The following is a 16,857-nucleotide window of genomic DNA, read 5'->3' as shown; positions in this document are numbered from 1 at the left end:
TCGGGCCTTCCGGCGGATGCGCCCCGGCCTTCAGGTCATCGGGCCTTCCGGCGGGAGCGCCCGCGCAGCCGGCGCAGGACCAGCAGGGCTGACGTGATCAGGGGCAGCAGTCCCGCCGCGGTGTTCAGGGTGGTCAGCTTGTCCTGGGTTCCTCTGGCCCTGCGCATCTGCTTCACGGTGCGGACGACGGCGACCGCGCTTCCGCCCAGGCTCAGGAGCAGACCGGCCTTGGAGTTCGAGGGTGTCCTGGGCATCTGCGTGCCTCCCGGTCGCGTCGCTGACCCTTCCCTCCGGACCACGTAACCGGGTCCTGTGCGGGAGCGCAATCGGGGCCGCCGGCCGGGGCCGGTGGATACGGGGCCCACGTGAAGTAGCCCTTCACGACGGGGGATGCGTGAAGGGCTACCGGGAGCAGTATGACCCTTCCCAGGGCTGCCGACAACTGACCGGTCGGTCAGCCCTGTTGGGGTGATCATGCGGCTACGGACCGCTTCCGCGGGTGCCCGCGCGGCGCCTCGCGCGCGGTGGCGGACACCCGGGCCGGCGGAAAGCTGTTCCGGCGGCAATAGACATGACCTACCCCTACGCCTAGGGTTTCTTGTGCAGCCAGGCCATATCGGTGGCCCGGAGCGCTACAGAAGAGGTGCAGATGCCCCCGGAATCTCCGTCGCATGCCACGGACCGTCTCGATGACGACGACTACCCCGCTTACACGATGGGGCGAGCCGCGGAGATGATCGGTGCCACGCCGGGTTTCCTGAGGGCCATCGGTGAAGCCCGCCTGATCACCCCCCTGCGCTCCGAGGGCGGCCACCGCCGCTACTCGCGTTACCAGCTCCGCATCGCGGCCCGGGCCCGCGAGCTGGTGGACGGGGGCACGCCGATCGACGCGGCCTGCCGCATCGTCATCCTGGAGGACCAGCTCGAAGAGGCCCTGCGCCTCAACGAAGAGCTGCGACGGCCCGCGGCCGGCCGGAGTGGCGCCGATTCCTGACCGGCGCGCGGGTGTATATCTGTTTCCGTCGGCACAGAAATGCGCGCAATCAGCGATGAGAGTTTATGCCGTGTGCGACGGAGCGCCGGGCGAGTGATATGGCGTACAGCTCGTCTGTGCCCGAATCGTGCTACGGTTGATCTCAGTTGCAGTTGTGGTTCCCAAAACTTCAAGTGCTCTCGCCGTTTTCACTCCGGTGGGTGCGCTTTTGTATTTCCGGTCTCTTCCGGACGGGGCAATCATTTGCGGCGACGTAGGACTCGCACAGTGCGGGTCCACGGGCAACGCCCCGAAGGAGATATGACATGGCTACTGGCACCGTGAAGTGGTTCAACTCGGAAAAGGGCTTCGGCTTCATCGAGCAGGAGGGTGGCGGCGCTGACGTCTTCGCCCACTACTCGAACATCGCCGCCCAGGGCTTCCGTGAGCTGCAGGAAGGCCAGAAGGTGAACTTCGACGTCACGCAGGGCCAGAAGGGCCCGCAGGCGGAGAACATCACCCCCGCCTGATCTGCTCAGGTCGCATGACGCAGCTGGGGCCCGCACCTTGGGGTGCGGGCCCCAGCTCGTTGTGTTTTTCCCGGCCGTGACCACGGCCGTCGCACCGTCGCGGTAATCCCCGAGGTGCGCCGACCGTGAAGTGGTCGGTTCATGCAGTCATATGGAGTACCGAATACTGCTGGTTCATCCGGTGGACGGACTTCGTTCTCAGTTATTTCACCGGCTCGTTCTTGCGATTCTTGGCGCCGTACATGGCTGCAGCCGCCCGGAAAGAATCCCTCGACACGTGCCATTCGAGGGAAAGGTTCTCCATTGAACCGCGATCGCACATCTCGCACGAACGACCGATTTTCCCGGACCCGCTCCGGTGGGTCCAACGGCAGTCGCACCGCCAACGGATTCCGCTCCGCGGGATCCGGCAGGCCGGGCGCCCCGGGCGGGCAGGGCCGCTCAGGCGGGCCGAAGCGCTCCGGCGGCTACGGCCGGCGCTCCGCCCCGTCCGGTGAGTTCGCCCTGCCGGTGACCATCACCCCCGCCCTCCCCGCCGTGGAGTCCTTCGAGGACCTGGAGATGCCCGCGCCCCTGCTGGCGGCGCTGGGTGCCGAGGGCGTGACGGTGCCCTTCCCCATCCAGGCGGCCACCCTGCCGAACTCGCTCGCCGGACGGGACGTCCTGGGGCGTGGGCGCACCGGATCGGGCAAGACGCTCGCCTTCGGTCTGGCCCTCCTCGCCCGCACGGCGGGCAACCGCGCCGACGCACGCCGTCCGCTGGCCCTCGTGCTCGTCCCCACCCGGGAACTGGCCCAGCAGGTCACCGACGCGCTCACCCCGTACGCCCGCTCGCTCAGGCTGCGGCTGGCGACGGTCGTCGGCGGCATGTCGATCGGCCGCCAGGCCAGCGCGCTGCGCGGCGGCGCCGAGATCGTGGTCGCCACCCCGGGCCGGCTCAAGGACCTCATCGAGCGCGGCGACTGCAAGCTCGACCGGGTCGCGATCACCGTCCTGGACGAGGCCGACCAGATGGCCGACATGGGCTTCATGCCGCAGGTCACCGAGCTGCTCGACCAGGTCGGCCCCGACGGCCAGCGGATGCTCTTCTCGGCGACGCTGGACCGCAACGTGGACCTGCTGGTCCGCCGCTACCTGCACGACCCGGTGGTCCACTCCGTCGACCCCGCGGCCGGCGCGGTGACGACGATGGAGCACCACGTGCTCTACGTCCAGGGCGCCGACAAGTACGCCACCACCACGGAGATCGCGGCCCGCGACGGCCGGGTGATCATGTTCCTGGACACCAAGCACGCCGTGGACAAGCTCACCGACCACCTGCTGAACAGCGGTGTGCGGGCGGCGGCGCTGCACGGTGGTAAGTCGCAGCCGCAGCGGACCCGCACGCTGGACCGGTTCAAGACCGGCCACGTCACGGTCCTGGTCGCCACGAACGTGGCCGCGCGCGGCATCCACGTCGACAACCTCGACCTCGTCGTCAACGTGGACCCGCCCAGCGACCACAAGGACTACCTGCACCGCGGCGGGCGTACCGCGCGGGCCGGGGAGTCCGGCAGCGTCGTCACGCTCGTGCTGCCCAACCAGCGCCGTGACATGACCCGGCTGATGGTCGACGCCGGAATCACGCCGCAGGTCGCCCAGGTGCGCTCCGGTGAGGCGGAGCTCAGCCGTATCACCGGCGCCCAGGCGCCCTCGGGCGTGCCGGTCACGATCAGCGCACCCGTGACGGAGCGCAAGGGCAGTGGCTCCGGCCCCCGTGGACGGCGCGGTGCGCGTCCCGGTCAGGGACGCCGCTCCAACGCCAACACGGCGACGCCGCAGGCCCGTGCGGCGGCGGCCCAGCGCCGGACCAACAAGGCCGCGTAGCGGTCCGGCCGTGATCCGGCCGCCCCCGTCCGGCTTTCTCTACGACCTTGTCGAGGCCCCATGCGCTGTGTCATCGCCCGTTTCCCCTTCGATCTGTTCAAGAACGAGGTGGAGGCATCGATGAAGGGCATCAAGCCCGAACCCGTCATCGGTGACGCGGTGGTCGTCGGCCGCCGTGTCTACCCCGTCAAGCAGGTCGGCGAAGTCATCACCCGGCAGGACCGCCGTGACTTCAGTGCCGCCGAGGTCACCAGGGCGCTGTCGCGCCTCGGCTTCACCTGCCGGCCGGCGGAGGTGCCCGCTCCCGCGGTGCCCCTCACGCCGCTGGAGAACGCGTCCGCGCTGCTCGGCTCGCCCGGCGTCGTCTGAGCCCGCGAGCACCGCGAACACCGCACCCCCGGGGCCGTCGGCTCCGGGGGTGCGGTGCGTTCCCGGCCCGCCGGGGCCCGGATCCCCGTCCAGGATGGCGGAGGCGTCGCGGACGAGCCCGTCAGGGCGCCGTCGCCGGCTTCCTGGCCCAGTCGAGCCGGGGTTCGACGACGTACCGGAACACCCGCCGTACAGGCGGGCTGCACAGGACGGTGACCATGAGCGCGGCGGCGGCCGACACCAGGATCCGGCCCGGCGGCGTGGACAGTACGTCCGCCTCGAAGAGGTCCAGCTTCACCGCGCCCTTGATGACGAAGCCGTGCAGCAGGTAGCCGTACAGCGTGCCCGCGCCGAGCGCCGTCATCCACAGCTTGCGGCCGGGGACCCAGGCGAGGAAGCAGGCGCTGAGCACCACGGCGCAGACGAACAGCAGCAGGGTCACAGGGGCGCCGGTCCAGGCGGGTGAGCCGAGCTGCTCGGCGCCGTACCGGCGGAAGAACCACGAGGTCGTCGTGCGCGGCACCGCCCAGTAGGCGGCGGCCAGCGCGACCAGGCAGACGGGCACGGACGCGATGCGCACCGCGCGGCGGCGTACGAACGCGAAGTGCTCGGGCCGCAGTCGCAGTCCCAGCACGTAGAACGGCAGGAACTGCAGGATGCGCTGGAGCTGCAGGTCGCCCCCGATGTTGCTGGTCACCGCCCCCACGGCCGCGACGGCCAGAGACACCGCGACCGGCCACCGGACCGTCTGCCAGAACGGGGTGGTGAGCCGCCACAGGAACAGCGCGGGCAGGAACCAGAGCAGCCAGTACGGGGTGAGCGGGCTCAGCGGGAATCCGGGGGCTCCGGTGAGGCGCTCGAAGAGGGTGTAGGCGATCTCGAAGACGATGTAGGGCACGACGAGGCTGGTGACGAGCTTCCACACCCGGTCCTGCCGCAGTTCGAAGCCGCGCGAGAAGTATCCGGCGATCAGGATGAAGACCGGCATGTGGAAGGTGTAGACGAAGGTGTACACCGCCTCGACCAGACGACCGCTGCCGGGCAGCGGTTCCCAGGCGTGCCCCATCGCGACGAGCACGATGGCCAGGTACTTCGCGTTGTCGAAGTACGGGTCACGGCCCGGCCGGGCGGACGTGGGGGCCGGTGCTCCGGCGCCGTCGGCGGCGGGACCCGGGGAGCGTGAGGTCAGCGAGGGCATCCGGTCACCCTACAAAGCTCCGCCGGGCCCCGAGCCCCCTCACGTGGTCAGGATCACCTTGCCGGTGGTCCGGCGGGCCAGCAGGTCCTCGTGGGCCCTCCGGGCCTCGGCGAGTGGATAGCTGCTGCCCGTCACCGGCCGGAGGCGGCCCTCGGCGACGAGGGTGAAGAGCTCCTTGAGGGGCCCGCTGACCGCCCCCGGGAGCGCGAGCGTGGGGCGCAGCCAGAATCCGGCCACGGAGGCGTTGAGGCGGTTCAGGAGGGCCGGGTCGACCGGGGTGAAGCCCGTGCGGGCGGAGTTGCCGTAGGTCACGAGCCGGCCGAAGGAGGCCAGCGACCCCAGCGCCTGGTCGAAGAGCTCCCCGCCGACGCCGTCCAGGACGATGTCCGCCTTGTCGGCGAGGGGATAGCTCACCACCGCGTCCGCCCCGAGGCCCAGGACGAGGCGCTCCTTGGCCGGGGTGGAGACCTGGGCCAGCACCCGGCCCGCTCCGAACTCCCTGGCCAGCTGGATGGCCAGGCTGCCGACGCCGCCCGCCGCCGAATGCACCACGACGCTCTCCCCGGTGCGCAGCCGGGCGGCGGAGCGCAGCAGGTGCCAGGCCGTCAGACCCTGGACCATCAGGGCCAGCGCCTGTGCGGCGTCGAGATCCTCGGGTATGTCCAGGACGGCGGACTCCTTGGCGGTCACCTGCTCCGCGTAGCCGTGGGAGACACGGGCCAGCACCCGCCTGCCCTCGGGGGTGCGACCCACCACCTCGCTGCCGGGGACGTGGGGCAGCGCATCGGCGGCGAGGTAGGAACCGTCGACCTGGTGGGTGTCCGCGAAGTTCACCCCGGCCGCTTCGACGGTGAGGAGGACTTCGCCGGGGCCCGCCACCGGGGTGGGCAGCTCGACGGGGCGGAGGACTTCGGGACCACCGAAATGGTCGAACTGGATGGCGAGCATGCCGCACGGTATCGCGCGGCCATCCAGGGCCGCCCGGTGTTCCGGAACGCGCTGGCGGTCCTGGCTGCGGATTCGGCCGAATACCAGTGCGACAGAAACGGGACGAGCGGTTTGTTCTGCGGGTGACTCTGCGTCGCGGCACAGGGGCACGCTTCGGGCACCGGGTCCCGTAGTGTCCGCCGGCCCGCACGCACCGGAGTCCCGGCTGCTCCGGGCAGGACCGGGCGGTACGGGAAGGCCGTGGTCGTGGCCGGGGAGGCCTGCCAGACTGCGCCCATGAGCGATCTCCTGAACGGCAAAGTCGTCCTGATCACCGGGGCGAGCAGCGGTATCGGCGCATCGGCGGCGCGAGTGTTCTCCCAGGAGGGTGCGACGGTCGTCCTGGCCGCACGCAGGGAGGACCGACTGGCCTCGCTGGCGGACGAGTTGACACAGAAGGGGGCACAAGCCTCCTATGTCGTCTGCGATGTCACGGTTGCCGAGGACGCCGCCCGGGCCGTGGCCTTCGCGGTCGACACCTACGGGCGCCTGGACGCGGCCTTCAACAACGCGGGGCTCGGCGGCGACCGGACTCCCCTGCACCTGATGGGCGACGACGTCTACGACGCCGTCATGGACACCAATGTGCGCGGCGTGTGGAACTGCCTCCGTCACGAGATCGCGGCCATGCTGACGAACGCGTCGGGCGGCGCGATCGTGAACAACAGCAGCGTGGGCGGACTCGTCGCCATACCCGCCGCCGCACCCTACATAGCGGCCAAGCACGCCGTCGTCGGGCTCACCAGGGCCGCGGCGGACGAGTACGCCCAACAGGGCATCAGGGTCAACGCGGTGGCGCCCGGCACCACGCGCAGCGAGATCACGGCCGACTGGTTCGGGCGCAACCCTGGTCTGGAGGAGATGGTCAACAGCATGACCCCGCAGGGGCGTACGGCCGAGCCGGAGGAGATCGCCAACGCCGCCGCCTGGTTGCTGAGCGACCGCAGCCCGTTCCTCACGGGCACGGTTCTCCCGGTGGACGGCGGCTTCATCAACCAGTGAGCGGCTGCGGCCCGTTCGGGGCCGTCAGGCGCAGGGACCGCTGAGCCTTCCCCGGAAGACCGTCTTTCCGTCCTGCGTCGCGGTGACCAGGACGGAGGCCTCCCCTGGGGCGGCCGGCAGCACCTCCGCCTCCATCCAGCAGGGGCGGTCGAACTCGGTGTACATCTCGAACGCGCAGTTCACGGTGGTCGCTTCGAGGGTGGCGGGATACACGGCGGCGATCGCGGCCTGGTGAGCCGCCTCTATGAGGGCGAGACCAGGGACGTGATCGACCGGGTGGTCGTACAGCACGGTGTTGCCGATGTCGTTGCGCAACTGCCAGCGAAGGGGCCTGTCGCCGGCCGACAGGACCACGTCGGCGGGTTCGGTCCTGCGGACGGTGCGGGGATCGACCGGAGCGGGCAGCGGCCACGCGTTCCAGTCGATGACGAAGTGCTCGCCGCGAAGCCGTCGGTAGACACGCGTGGAGAGCCAGCCGAACTCGGATTCCGCGCGGGCCACCATGCTGCCGCCCTGGAAGATGCGGAACTCCATGTCGAGTGAACTGACTTTTCCGCCACGCTCCTTGGCGTGCTTGACCGAGACGTCGACGCTGATGTCGCAGGGCGCGCCGGCCGGTATCCCGAATCCCGGAGCAACGGTCAGGTCGAAGTAGTTCAGAACGGTGTGATCGGACAGGGGCGCACCGTAGGCTGCGTGCGCGATGGTCAGGCCGCTCTGGCGGACGGTCTGGGTGAGCATCCGCTGGTCGTACGGGAGGCCGGCGGCTGGGGCCGGCCAGGTCCCGTGCAGCGAGAACTCGCCATCTTCCACGCGCTGCCAGGACGTGAGGAGAACCATGTCGGAACGTTGCAGGTGGACGTGGTCCTTGAGGATTCCGTTCTGCCCCTCGACCGCAGCGAGCGGTGGGTGCGGAACGGGAGATATGTCGGGCACGGCCCCCCCGGACCTGGCGCAAAATGGTCGTTGCAGCGCTGATAGGATACCGGTTCACCGGTACTTTTTGAAGTAGCGTCATGCACGTTCAAGGGGGGCGCGAGTTGGCACGACAGCAACGGGCGATCCGCACGCGCCGCATCTTTCTGCAAGCCGCTGCCGAGGTCTTCGACGAGCACGGTTACGATGCCGCCACCATCGCCGCGATCCTCGCCCGGGCGGGTCTCACGCGAGGCGCCCTCTACTTCCACTTCACGTCGAAGGAAGAGCTGGCCCGTGGGGTCCTCCAGGAGGCTGTGACCCTGGACGGGGTGACCCCGCAGACCTTCAAGCTGCAGGAATGGGTGGACATGGCCCTCCTGCTCGCCTACCGGCTGCCACGGGAACCGCTGCTCAGCGCGTCGATCCGGCTCTCCGTCGACCCCCGGGCGCGCGGGCTCTTCGGTACCCGCTGGCCGGACTGGATCGCTCTCGGCACCGACATACTCACCGAGGCCAAGGAGCGCGGCGAGCTCCTTCCGCACGTCGATCCCGAAGCGACCTCCAGGCTGGTCGTCGGTGCGTGGACCGGTGTGCAGCTGGTGACCGAGTCCATGGCCGAGCCGCTGGACCTGGTCTCCGAGATCTCCGCTCTCTTCGAGCTCATCCTCCCCAACAACGCGGTCCCGGGCGTGCTGGCCCGGCTCGACACGTCCCCGCACCGCGCGGCACGCATCATCGAGCAGCAGCGGGTGGTCGCCGTCTCCTGACCTCCGGGTCCACGGTCCGGGGAGGTTCGCGGGGGCGTCGCCGTGTGCATCCGGCCGGGTGCGCGGGGAGTACCGCCGTGTTCACCCGTCCGGATGCGCGCATCTGCGAAATGGCTGGTCAGCACGCATGGTGGGCCTATGTGGCTTCGCCGAACAGCCGTGGGTGCCATGGTCGTGCCGCTCGCCTTCCTGGTCCTGCGGGACGCGCCGGTACGGCTCGCCGCGCCCGCACCCGCCACCGCGAAGCCGGCGGCCCCTCCCGCGGCGCCGAGGCCCCCGATCGTGAGCCGGGCGGCCTGGCACGCGGACGAGAGTCTGGTCAAGGAGGACGCGGTGTACACCGGGACGGTGCGGGCGGTCTTCGTCCACCACACCGGGCACACCAACCGCTACGACTGCGCCGACGCCCCCGAGATGCTCCGGGCGATGGAGGAGGCGCACGTCCGCGGCGAGGGGTGGGACGACATCGGCTACAACTTCGTCGTCGACCGCTGCGGGACTATCTACGAGGGCAGGGCGGGCGGCGTCGGACGCTCCGTGCGCGGCGCCCACGCCACCGGCTTCAACGCGCACAGCGTCGGGATCGCGGCCCTGGGCACCTACGACCCCGGCGTCCCGGTGCCGAAGGCGCTCATCGAGGGGATCGCGAAGGTGGGCGCGTGGAAGCTCAGCCGGGACATCGACCCGGAGGGCTTCGTGCGGATGGTCTCCACGAACGACGAGAGTCTCTACAAGCGTGGCGAAGAGGTCTACCTCCACGCCGTCGCAGGCCACCGGGACACCTTCCAGACGTACTGCCCCGGTGAGGCGCTCTACACTCAACTCCCCGCCATCCGGGCGGAGATGGTCCGGCTGAGGGCGGCAGCCCAGGCGCGGCGCAGCGGTTGAGCGCGCACCCCGCGCCCGTCGGCGCGCGGGGCGGGGGCGGGACCGTGGCGGACCCACCACCCGGGTGAAAGTGCGGGCGTCGCACGCGTCAAAGCCAAGCTAAAAGCATATCGGCGGCTTATCTGTTCGTGCCCTTGCACACCTTTCGGAGCACAGCGGAGGACTACCGTCATGCCGGCATCACCCCTCGCCCAGCGGCCCGTCGAATCGGTGCTCGCCCTTCTGCTCGTACTGCTGAGCGTGCTGGGCCTCTCCGGCCGCAGCGCCGAGGCCGCACAGGTCCCCGCCCAGGCCGTCGCCGCCCCCACGGTGACCGCCCGCACCGCGACCGCCCCCACCGTCACGGCGCCCGCCTTCGTCGCCGGGACCGACTGGGACCGCATCGCCGAGTGCGAGAGCAACGGCCGCTGGAACATCAACACCGGCAACGGCTACCACGGGGGGCTCCAGTTCGCGCCCTCCACCTGGAAGGCCTACGGCGGCGGGCAGTACGCACCGCGCGCCGACCTCGCCACCCGGTCCGAGCAGATCGCGGTCGGTGAGCGCGTCGCCCGCTCCCAGGGACTCTCCGCCTGGCCCACCTGCGGACGTCTCGGTGCGAACGGCTCGTCGACCTCCTCGTCGAACGGCTCCGGCGGTTCCGGTCAGAACGACACGGCGCAGGCAGCTCCGCAGCGGCAGTCGTCCGGCGGTTCGGGCAGCGGCTCGTCCGGCAGCACCACGAGCGGTTCGTCCGACGGTTCCTCCGGCAGCTCGTACGGCAGCTCCGGCAGCGGAAGCGCCTCCGGCAGCAGCTCCGCGAGCGGGAGCAGCAGTGCGAAGCATCACTCCGAGGACCTCGCCGACGAGGAGACGTACGTGGTCGAGTCCGGCGACTGCCTCTCGACGATCGCGGAGCGGGCCGACGTGTCCGGTGGCTGGCACGCGCTGTACGAGCTGAACCGTGAGGTCCTGGACCGTGGCCCGGACCTCATCTTCCCCGGTCAGCGCCTGCGCCTGAACGCCTGAACGCACACCGGCACCACCTTCGGGCCCGGCTTCCCCAGGGCCTGAGCTCCCCGAGGTCCTGACGGCTTCGCCGGTGAACGGCACCCCACGCAAGGAGACATCGATGGTGCGGACGGCAGACCATCTCCTCGAAGGCCCGGCGGGCGGACACGCCCCGGCCGTACGAGGCGGCGCGGATCAAGGACACGCGGTGCGCGGCAAGGGCACGAAGCGCGCGCGGGTCCGGCTCGCGGTGGGTCTCAGCGTCCGACGGCGCCCGAGTCCTCGATGTGACCGCTCTGCGCCCCGGGGCTTTCCGTGTACCTGTGGCACGCGGGATTGTGGCAGGGGCCCGGTCCCCAGTGCGGGACGAAGATGCCAAGGGTCTTGTGCCGCGCGAGCACGGTCTCGACGGGTTTCTTGCAGGCCGGACATGCGTATTCAGCCTGCCGATCGGTCTGACGCTCGGTACTGGCCATGCCTTCACGGTAGCCCTCAGGGGAACAAAGCGAAACTTTCCAGACTTTTTACCCCACGCGACTCGGTGAGGCACGAGGAGCGCCTGCCGGAGCCACAGGAAGCGGTGACGCCCGGAACCTGGTGCCATGGAACGGGGGACGCCTCGACGAAGGGACCACCCGGTCATGGCACGCGCACCGTCACCGGCCGCAGTCCTGCTCTCCGTGCACGCGGTGGTCTTCGACACGGACGGAGTGATCACCGACTCCGCTCCGGCACACGCCGCGGCCTGGAAGGAGGCGTTCGACGCCTGCCTGGCCGTGCACGAGGGACAGCAGCCCTTCGACGAGGCGGACGACTACCGGCGCTACGTCGACGGCAAAGCACGCAAGGACGGTGCGGCGGCCTTCCTCGCGGCCCGCGGGATCGATCTGCCCGAAGGCAGCCCCGACGACCCCCCAGGCACCGGGACCGTGTGGTCCGTCGCCGCGCGCAAGGACCAGGCGTTCACCCGGAGCATGCGCACCGCCCCGATCGCCGTCTGGCCCGGCACGGTCCGTCTCCTGCACGTGCTGCGCGACGCGAGGGTGCCGTTCGCGGCGGCGTCCGCCTCCCGGCACGCGACCGAGCTGCTCTCCGGAGCCGGCCTCCTGGACCTGTTCACCGCCGTGGTCGACGGCAACGAGGCGCGCCGCCTGGACCTGCCGGGCAAACCCGATCCCGCCCTGTTCACCGAGGCGGCACGGCGTCTGGGGGTCCCCCCGGGTGACACCGCGGTCGTCGAGGACGCGCTGGCCGGTGTGGAGGCGGGCCGCCGCGGAGGCTTCGGCCTGGTCGTCGGGGTGGACCGGACCGACACCGCCGACGGCGCCGCCGCCCTCCGCCGGCACGGCGCGGACCTGGTGGTGTCCGATCCGGGAGACCTGCTGATCAGTGGGGCGAACTGATGGCACGGGGCTGGGTGTGGTCGTACGAGGGGTACGACCCGGAGAAGGAGCGGCTGCGCGAGGCCCTGTGCACCCTCGGCAACGGCTACTTCGCCACCAGGGGAGCCGCGCCCGAGACAGCCTCGGGCGACGTCCACTACCCGGGCACGTACGTGGCGGGCTGCTACAACCGGCTCACGTCGTCCGTGCAGGGGCGCCAGGTCGAGAACGAGGACCTGGTCAACCTCCCCAACTGGCTGCCCCTGCGCTACCGCATCCACCCGGCGGGAACCCGACCCGGCCCGTGGCTGGCCCCCGACCACGCGTACCTCGTGGAGCACGGCCAGTTCCTCGACCTGCGCGGCGGCACGCTGACCCGTCGCTCGGTCTACGCGGACCGGCACGGCCGCAGGCTGACCGTCGAGCAGGAGCGGCTGGTGCACATGGGCGACCCCCATCTCGCCGCGCTCCACACGACGTTCTCCGCCGAGGGCTGGTCGGGGGAGCTGGAGGTGGAGGCCGGGATCGACGGCGATGTCCGCAACACCGGGGTCGCGCGCTACCGGGAGCTGGCCGACCGGCACCTCACCGGCTGGGAGACCGGCACGGAAGCGGAGTCCGCGGTGTGGCTGCGCTGCCGCACCGTGGAGTCGGACATCGGCATCGCGCTGGCCGCCCGCACCCTGGCCTCCTGCGGCCCGGAACGCGACGGCGAGCACCGGGCCGAGCCCCGGCAGGAGCCGCGCGCGGTCCACCAGACGATGATGCTGCCGCTGGCACCGGGCGCGGATGCCGTCGTCGACAAGACGGTGGCCCTCTACACCTCACGGGACCCGGCGATCGGCAGCCCGCTGCGGGCCGCCGTGTCCGCGGTCGACGCGGCTCCGGCGTACTCCCGGCTGCTGACCTCGCACCGCAGGGCCTGGGCGGACCTGTGGCAGCAGGTCAAGCTGGAGGTGCCGGGTGAGTCCGGGCGCATCCTGCGGCTGCACCTCTTCCACGTGCTCCAGACGCTCTCCCCGCACACCGCCGGACTCGATGTCGGGGTGCCCGCCAGAGGACTGCACGGGGAGGCGTACCGGGGGCACGTGTTCTGGGACGAGCTGTTCGTCCTGCCCTTCCTGAATCTGCATCTCCCCGAGATCTCCCGGGGCCTGCTCGACTACCGCCACCGGCGGCTCCCCGCGGCCTGCGCCGCCGCGCGCGCCGTGGGCCGCAAGGGCGCGATGTATCCGTGGCAGAGCGCCGACGAGGGGCGCGAGGAGACCCAGGAGGTCCACCTCAACCCGCGCTCGGGGCGCTGGCTGCCCGACCGCTCGCGGCTGCAGCACCACGTCGGCTCGGCGGTCGCGTACAACGTGTGGCAGTACTGCCAGGCCACCGGTGACACGGAGTACCTCTACTCCAAGGGCGCCGAGATGATGATGCAGATCGCCCGTTTCTGGGCGGAGAGCGCCACCTGGGACGACGGCCTCGGGCGGTACCGCATCCGGGGGGTCGTCGGGCCGGACGAGTATCACGACGCCTATCCGGACTCCGACGCGGCGGGGCTCGACGACAACACGTACACGAACGTGACGGCGGCCTGGGTGCTGGCACGGGCGGGCGAACTCTGCCGCTCGCTGCCGCCGAGCCGCTGCCGTCAGCTCCTCGACCTGATCCGGCTCGACCCGGCGGAGCTGGACCGCTGGGACGACATCTCGCGGCGGTTGTACGTGCCCCGTCACCGGGGCGTCATCAGCCAGTTCGCCGGCTACGGGGACCTGGCCGAGCTGGACTGGGAGGGCTACGGGGAGCGGTACGGCAACATCCGGCGCCTGGACCGGATCCTGGAGGCCGAGGGGGACACCGTCAACCGCTACCAGGCGTCCAAGCAGGCCGATGTGCTGATGCTGGGCTACCTCTTCTCACCCAGGGAACTCGCCTCGCTGTTCCGGAGGCTCGGACACGAACTCGACGACGAGACCTGGCGTGCCACCGTCGACTACTACGTGAAGCGCACGAGCCACGGCTCCACCCTCAGCTCCCTCGTCCACGCCTGGGTGCTGGCCCGGGTGCACCGCGACGACGCCTGGGTGTACTGCGAGGAGGCGCTGATCGGCGACGTCGCCGACATCCAGGGCGGTACGACGGAGGAGGGCATCCACCTGGGCGCGATGGCCGGCACCCTCGACTTCGTGCAGCGCGGGATGACCGGACTGGAGACCCGCGACGACGCCCTGTGGCTAGCCCCGGCCACGCTGCCGCAGCTCTCGAAGTTCCGCATGCGGCTCCGCTTCCGCCGGCACTGGGACGTGGACCTGCGGTTGCGCGCCGAGCGCCTCCGCATCGCCGTACCGGACTCGGAACGGCCGGGGGTCCGGGTGCGGCTCGACGGCAGTTCGTACGTGGTCCAGCCGGGGACGGCGCGCTGGCTGGAGTTGCCGACCGACATGCCCGGCGGCGCGTGACCGCATGACGGCGGCCCGGGCCCGTTCGCCGTACGGGTCCCGGCGCGGACGGGCGCGCGGATCACGAGGGCCGCGAGGAGACCAGGACGCCGATCTTGTCGATGCGGTGTTCCGGATTGTGGTGCGCGTCGCGCCAGAAGTTCCCGGCCGCGTCGTCCTCCGGGGTCGCGCAGGTGGAGAGGGTGATCATGGCCTTCGTCGGCTTCTCGCCGGGCTCGCCCGGGACCTCGGCCCGCTGCTCGGCGAGCGAGCGCTCGGAGCGGAACGACGTCTGCCGGGTCCCGGTGATCCGGTACTCGTACACCGTGCCACCCTCCGTGACCACGACCTCGTCACCCTTCTCCAGCGACGGCAGGTCGCGGAGCGGGCCGCCGGCGGAGAGCCGATGGGCGGTCACCAGGTAGTTCCCGACCTCGCCCGGGCCGACGCCGCCGTGCTCGCCGTACGGGCTGGCGGCCACACCGCGGTCCTGCACACGGGTCCCCGCCGTGTCGTCGGTCGTGCCCTCGTACGGCACCACGGGCAGGTCCGCGACACCGATCGAAGGGATGCCGAGTTCCGCCGTGACGGTGCGCGGGTCGGTCCGGTCCGCCGGGGTGACGGCCGCCGTCGTCACCGTCACCGGAGCCGGCACGGCGGCGGCCGGGGGCGGCCCGGCCGCCGCCGCTGCCGAGCAGCCGGCGGCCAGGGCCACGACGGCGGCGGTGGCGCAGGCGCGGGGGAGACGGCGGATCACACGGCGAGCGTGCATGGCGCTTCCGGATCGGTAGCCGGTGGGACCGGTGGAGGTCTGGCTGGCAGGGCCGTGGGAGCGGCCCGGCTTGGCAGGCGGGGCGGGAGCGGCCCGCACCTTCCAGTACACCACCGGTCGTCAGGCCGCGCCCGGGTCCAGCAGCTCACGCACCTCGTCGAGGGTCGTGTCGGTGAGTTCCTCCCCCACGAGCAGCCAGCGGGTGATCCCGACCGACTCCAGGAAGGGCAGGTCGTGGCCGGCGATCACGAGCGCGCCCTCGTAGGAACCGAGCGCGCTCGTCAGCTGCCGCACGCTCGCCAGGTCCAGGTTGTTGGTCGGCTCGTCCAGCATCAGCAACTGCGGTGCCGGGGTGGCGAGCATCGTCGCCGCGAGGGTGGCGCGGAACCGCTCGCCGCCCGAGAGCGTGCCCGCCTGCTGCTCGGCGCGCGCCCCCTTGAACAGGAAGCGCGCGAGCTGGGCGCGGATCTCGTTGTCCGTGGTCCCGGGCGCCAAGCGGGCGACGTTCGCCGCGATGCTCAGCTCGTCGTCCAGCACGTCCAGCCGCTGGGGCAGGAAGCGCAGCGGCACGAAGGTCCTGGCCTCGCCCGCCTCCGGTGCCAGCTCCCCGGTGAGGGTGCGCAGCAGCGTCGTCTTGCCCGCGCCGTTGCGGCCGATGAGCGCGATGCGTTCGGGGCCCTGCACGTGGAGGCCCGCGTCGCGCAGGCTGCCGAAGCGGGGCCGCAGCCCTTCCAGGGTCAGGACCGTGCGGCCCGCGGGTACGGCGGTCCCGGGGAGCCGCACCCGGATCTCCGCGTCGTCGCGGATCGCCTCCGAGGCGGTGTCGAGCCGCTCGCGTGCCTCCTGCAGACGGTCCTCGTGCAGGCCGCGGAGCTTTCCGGCCGCCTCCTGGGAGGACCGCTTGTGCGCACCCGCCACGATCCTCGGCGCGCGTCGCTGGGCGTCCATCTTCTTGTTGTGGCGCTGCCTGCGGGCGACCTTGGTCTGGGCCTCCTCCAACTCGCGCTTCTGGCGGCGTACGTCGGACTCGGCGGCCCGCACCATGCGCCCGGCCGCCTCCTGCTGGGTGGCCAGAGCCTCCTCGTAGTCCGACCAGCCGCCGCCGTACCAACTCACCGTTCCCGCACGCAGATCGGCGATGCGGTCGACCCGTTCCAGCAGGTCACGGTCGTGGCTGACCACGACGAGCACACCGGAGCGCCAGGACTCGACGGCGTCGTAGAGACGGCGGCGCGCGAACACGTCGAGATTGTTCGTCGGTTCGTCGAGCAGAATTACGTCGGGGCGTTCCAGCAGCAGCGCCGCAAGCCGCAGCAGCACCGTCTCACCGCCGGACAACTCCCCGGCGGTGCGGTCGAGTCCGACATCGCCGAGGCCGAGCGCGCCCAGGGTCGCGAGAGCCCGCTCCTCGACGTCCCAGTCGTCGCCGACCGTCTCGAAGTGCTTCTCCGAGACGTCTCCGGCCTCGATCGCGCGCAGCGCCGCACGCCGCTCGGTGATGCCGAGGGCGTCCTCCACGCGCAGATCCGTGTCGAGGGTGATGTTCTGCGGCAGGTAGGCGAGGCGCCCCTCGACGGCCACCGACCCCGAGGCGGGCCGGAGCCGGCCGGCCAGCAGCCGCAGCAGGGTGGACTTGCCGGAGCCGTTGGTCCCGACGAGGCCGGTCCGGCCCCGTCCGATGCTGAGGGAGAGCCCGTCGAAGACCTCCGTGCCGTCCGGGTGGCGGAAGACCAGGGCGGAGCAGCTGAGGGAAGCGGCGGGCGTGGTGGGCTGAGACATGTGATCC

General features: G+C 71.3%; 17 protein-coding genes. 10 read left to right on the top strand and 7 right to left on the bottom strand.

The annotated features are described in order from the left end of the window. Positions 1–35 precede the first annotated feature (35 nt). On the bottom strand, positions 36–254 hold the full coding sequence (locus ACFYQ6_RS18830) for a hypothetical protein (protein WP_361578967.1): 219 nt from the start codon (positions 252–254) through the stop codon (positions 36–38). A 395-nt stretch (positions 255–649) separates the two neighbouring features. Here ACFYQ6_RS18830 and ACFYQ6_RS18825 point away from each other — a divergent pair, with 395 nt between their 5' ends. From ACFYQ6_RS18825 to ACFYQ6_RS18810, 4 genes are all read left to right on the top strand, one after another. Then, positions 650–994, top strand: a complete 345-nt coding sequence (locus ACFYQ6_RS18825; protein WP_361578965.1) for a MerR family transcriptional regulator — start codon at positions 650–652, stop codon at positions 992–994. A gap of 305 nt (positions 995–1,299) precedes the next feature. Further along, entirely contained in the window at positions 1,300–1,503 is a 204-nt protein-coding gene (locus tag ACFYQ6_RS18820) for a cold-shock protein (protein WP_014155340.1), read from the top strand. 303 nt (positions 1,504–1,806) lie between these two features. Further along, entirely contained in the window at positions 1,807–3,369 is a 1,563-nt protein-coding gene (locus ACFYQ6_RS18815; RefSeq protein ID WP_361578963.1) for a DEAD/DEAH box helicase, read from the top strand. 60 nt (positions 3,370–3,429) lie between these two features. After that, positions 3,430–3,738, top strand: coding sequence for an SCO5918 family protein (locus ACFYQ6_RS18810; protein WP_388763871.1), 309 nt, complete (start codon positions 3,430–3,432; stop codon positions 3,736–3,738). A gap of 121 nt (positions 3,739–3,859) precedes the next feature. Here ACFYQ6_RS18810 and ACFYQ6_RS18805 read toward each other — a convergent pair whose 3' ends face one another. Together ACFYQ6_RS18805 and ACFYQ6_RS18800 are read right to left on the bottom strand one after the other, a co-directional pair. Beyond that, positions 3,860–4,936, bottom strand: coding sequence for an acyltransferase family protein (locus ACFYQ6_RS18805; RefSeq protein WP_388763869.1), 1,077 nt, complete (start codon positions 4,934–4,936; stop codon positions 3,860–3,862). 39 nt (positions 4,937–4,975) lie between these two features. After that, a complete protein-coding gene (locus tag ACFYQ6_RS18800) occupies positions 4,976–5,884 on the bottom strand; it encodes a zinc-binding alcohol dehydrogenase family protein (protein WP_388763867.1) in 909 nt (302 codons plus the stop codon). 276 nt (positions 5,885–6,160) lie between these two features. Here ACFYQ6_RS18800 and ACFYQ6_RS18795 point away from each other — a divergent pair, with 276 nt between their 5' ends. Further along, positions 6,161–6,925 (top strand): glucose 1-dehydrogenase, encoded by a 765-nt coding sequence (locus ACFYQ6_RS18795; RefSeq protein WP_361578955.1) that lies wholly within the window; start codon positions 6,161–6,163, stop codon positions 6,923–6,925. Positions 6,926–6,949: 24 nt separating this feature from the next. On the opposite strand, the gene ACFYQ6_RS18790 is transcribed toward ACFYQ6_RS18795, so the two are convergent. Next, on the bottom strand, positions 6,950–7,861 hold the full coding sequence (locus tag ACFYQ6_RS18790; protein ID WP_388763865.1) for a ScbA/BarX family gamma-butyrolactone biosynthesis protein: 912 nt from the start codon (positions 7,859–7,861) through the stop codon (positions 6,950–6,952). A gap of 104 nt (positions 7,862–7,965) precedes the next feature. On the opposite strand from ACFYQ6_RS18790, the gene ACFYQ6_RS18785 reads away from it, so the two are divergent. From ACFYQ6_RS18785 to ACFYQ6_RS18775, 3 genes are all read left to right on the top strand, one after another. Beyond that, the gene (locus tag ACFYQ6_RS18785) at positions 7,966–8,610 is read left to right on the top strand and encodes a ScbR family autoregulator-binding transcription factor (protein ID WP_361578950.1); all 645 of its coding nucleotides are present in this window, start codon (positions 7,966–7,968) and stop codon (positions 8,608–8,610) included. Positions 8,611–8,748: 138 nt separating this feature from the next. Further along, positions 8,749–9,498: an N-acetylmuramoyl-L-alanine amidase gene (locus tag ACFYQ6_RS18780; RefSeq protein WP_361578947.1), complete on the top strand. Its 750-nt coding sequence runs from the start codon at positions 8,749–8,751 to the stop codon at positions 9,496–9,498. Positions 9,499–9,669: 171 nt separating this feature from the next. Further along, positions 9,670–10,506 (top strand): transglycosylase family protein, encoded by an 837-nt coding sequence (locus ACFYQ6_RS18775; RefSeq protein WP_361578944.1) that lies wholly within the window; start codon positions 9,670–9,672, stop codon positions 10,504–10,506. A 239-nt stretch (positions 10,507–10,745) separates the two neighbouring features. On the opposite strand, the gene ACFYQ6_RS18770 is transcribed toward ACFYQ6_RS18775, so the two are convergent. Continuing rightward, a complete protein-coding gene (locus ACFYQ6_RS18770; protein ID WP_388763863.1) occupies positions 10,746–10,964 on the bottom strand; it encodes a hypothetical protein in 219 nt (72 codons plus the stop codon). Between the two features lie 165 nt (positions 10,965–11,129). Between ACFYQ6_RS18770 and ACFYQ6_RS18765 the strand changes: the two genes are divergently transcribed. Both ACFYQ6_RS18765 and ACFYQ6_RS18760 read left to right on the top strand, forming a co-directional pair. Continuing rightward, positions 11,130–11,891, top strand: a complete 762-nt coding sequence (locus ACFYQ6_RS18765; RefSeq protein WP_361578938.1) for an HAD-IA family hydrolase — start codon at positions 11,130–11,132, stop codon at positions 11,889–11,891. Beyond that, the gene (locus ACFYQ6_RS18760; protein WP_361578935.1) at positions 11,891–14,320 is read left to right on the top strand and encodes a glycosyl hydrolase family 65 protein; all 2,430 of its coding nucleotides are present in this window, start codon (positions 11,891–11,893) and stop codon (positions 14,318–14,320) included. The genes ACFYQ6_RS18765 and ACFYQ6_RS18760 overlap by 1 nt, the downstream gene beginning before the upstream one ends. 61 nt (positions 14,321–14,381) lie before the next feature. Here ACFYQ6_RS18760 and ACFYQ6_RS18755 read toward each other — a convergent pair whose 3' ends face one another. Together ACFYQ6_RS18755 and ACFYQ6_RS18750 are read right to left on the bottom strand one after the other, a co-directional pair. After that, a complete protein-coding gene (locus ACFYQ6_RS18755) occupies positions 14,382–15,071 on the bottom strand; it encodes a class E sortase (RefSeq protein WP_361578932.1) in 690 nt (229 codons plus the stop codon). A 120-nt stretch (positions 15,072–15,191) separates the two neighbouring features. Beyond that, on the bottom strand, positions 15,192–16,850 hold the full coding sequence (locus ACFYQ6_RS18750; protein WP_388763860.1) for an ABC-F family ATP-binding cassette domain-containing protein: 1,659 nt from the start codon (positions 16,848–16,850) through the stop codon (positions 15,192–15,194). Positions 16,851–16,857: the final 7 nt, after the last annotated feature.

The organism is Streptomyces sp. NPDC005494, assembly GCF_042872025.1.
Classification (GTDB): domain Bacteria; phylum Actinomycetota; class Actinomycetes; order Streptomycetales; family Streptomycetaceae; genus Streptomyces.
The sequence above is the reverse complement of the archived record's forward strand: the minus strand, read 5'-3'. Positions and strand labels throughout refer to the sequence as shown.

What these genes read in the sequence shown, in the direction of transcription:
- ACFYQ6_RS18755 (WP_361578932.1), bottom strand. Translation starts at nt 15,071, where the DNA reads ATGCACGCTCGCCGTGTGATCCGCCGTCTCCCCCGCGCCTGCGCCACC.
- ACFYQ6_RS18780 (WP_361578947.1), top strand. Translation starts at nt 8,749, where the DNA reads ATGTGGCTTCGCCGAACAGCCGTGGGTGCCATGGTCGTGCCGCTCGCC.
- ACFYQ6_RS18760 (WP_361578935.1), top strand. Translation starts at nt 11,891, where the DNA reads ATGGCACGGGGCTGGGTGTGGTCGTACGAGGGGTACGACCCGGAGAAG.
- ACFYQ6_RS18810 (WP_388763871.1), top strand. Translation starts at nt 3,430, where the DNA reads ATGCGCTGTGTCATCGCCCGTTTCCCCTTCGATCTGTTCAAGAACGAG.
- ACFYQ6_RS18795 (WP_361578955.1), top strand. Translation starts at nt 6,161, where the DNA reads ATGAGCGATCTCCTGAACGGCAAAGTCGTCCTGATCACCGGGGCGAGC.
- ACFYQ6_RS18750 (WP_388763860.1), bottom strand. Translation starts at nt 16,850, where the DNA reads ATGTCTCAGCCCACCACGCCCGCCGCTTCCCTCAGCTGCTCCGCCCTG.
- ACFYQ6_RS18770 (WP_388763863.1), bottom strand. Translation starts at nt 10,964, where the DNA reads ATGGCCAGTACCGAGCGTCAGACCGATCGGCAGGCTGAATACGCATGT.
- ACFYQ6_RS18805 (WP_388763869.1), bottom strand. Translation starts at nt 4,936, where the DNA reads ATGCCCTCGCTGACCTCACGCTCCCCGGGTCCCGCCGCCGACGGCGCC.
- ACFYQ6_RS18830 (WP_361578967.1), bottom strand. Translation starts at nt 254, where the DNA reads ATGCCCAGGACACCCTCGAACTCCAAGGCCGGTCTGCTCCTGAGCCTG.
- ACFYQ6_RS18775 (WP_361578944.1), top strand. Translation starts at nt 9,670, where the DNA reads ATGCCGGCATCACCCCTCGCCCAGCGGCCCGTCGAATCGGTGCTCGCC.
- ACFYQ6_RS18765 (WP_361578938.1), top strand. Translation starts at nt 11,130, where the DNA reads ATGGCACGCGCACCGTCACCGGCCGCAGTCCTGCTCTCCGTGCACGCG.
- ACFYQ6_RS18800 (WP_388763867.1), bottom strand. Translation starts at nt 5,884, where the DNA reads ATGCTCGCCATCCAGTTCGACCATTTCGGTGGTCCCGAAGTCCTCCGC.
- ACFYQ6_RS18820 (WP_014155340.1), top strand. Translation starts at nt 1,300, where the DNA reads ATGGCTACTGGCACCGTGAAGTGGTTCAACTCGGAAAAGGGCTTCGGC.
- ACFYQ6_RS18825 (WP_361578965.1), top strand. Translation starts at nt 650, where the DNA reads ATGCCCCCGGAATCTCCGTCGCATGCCACGGACCGTCTCGATGACGAC.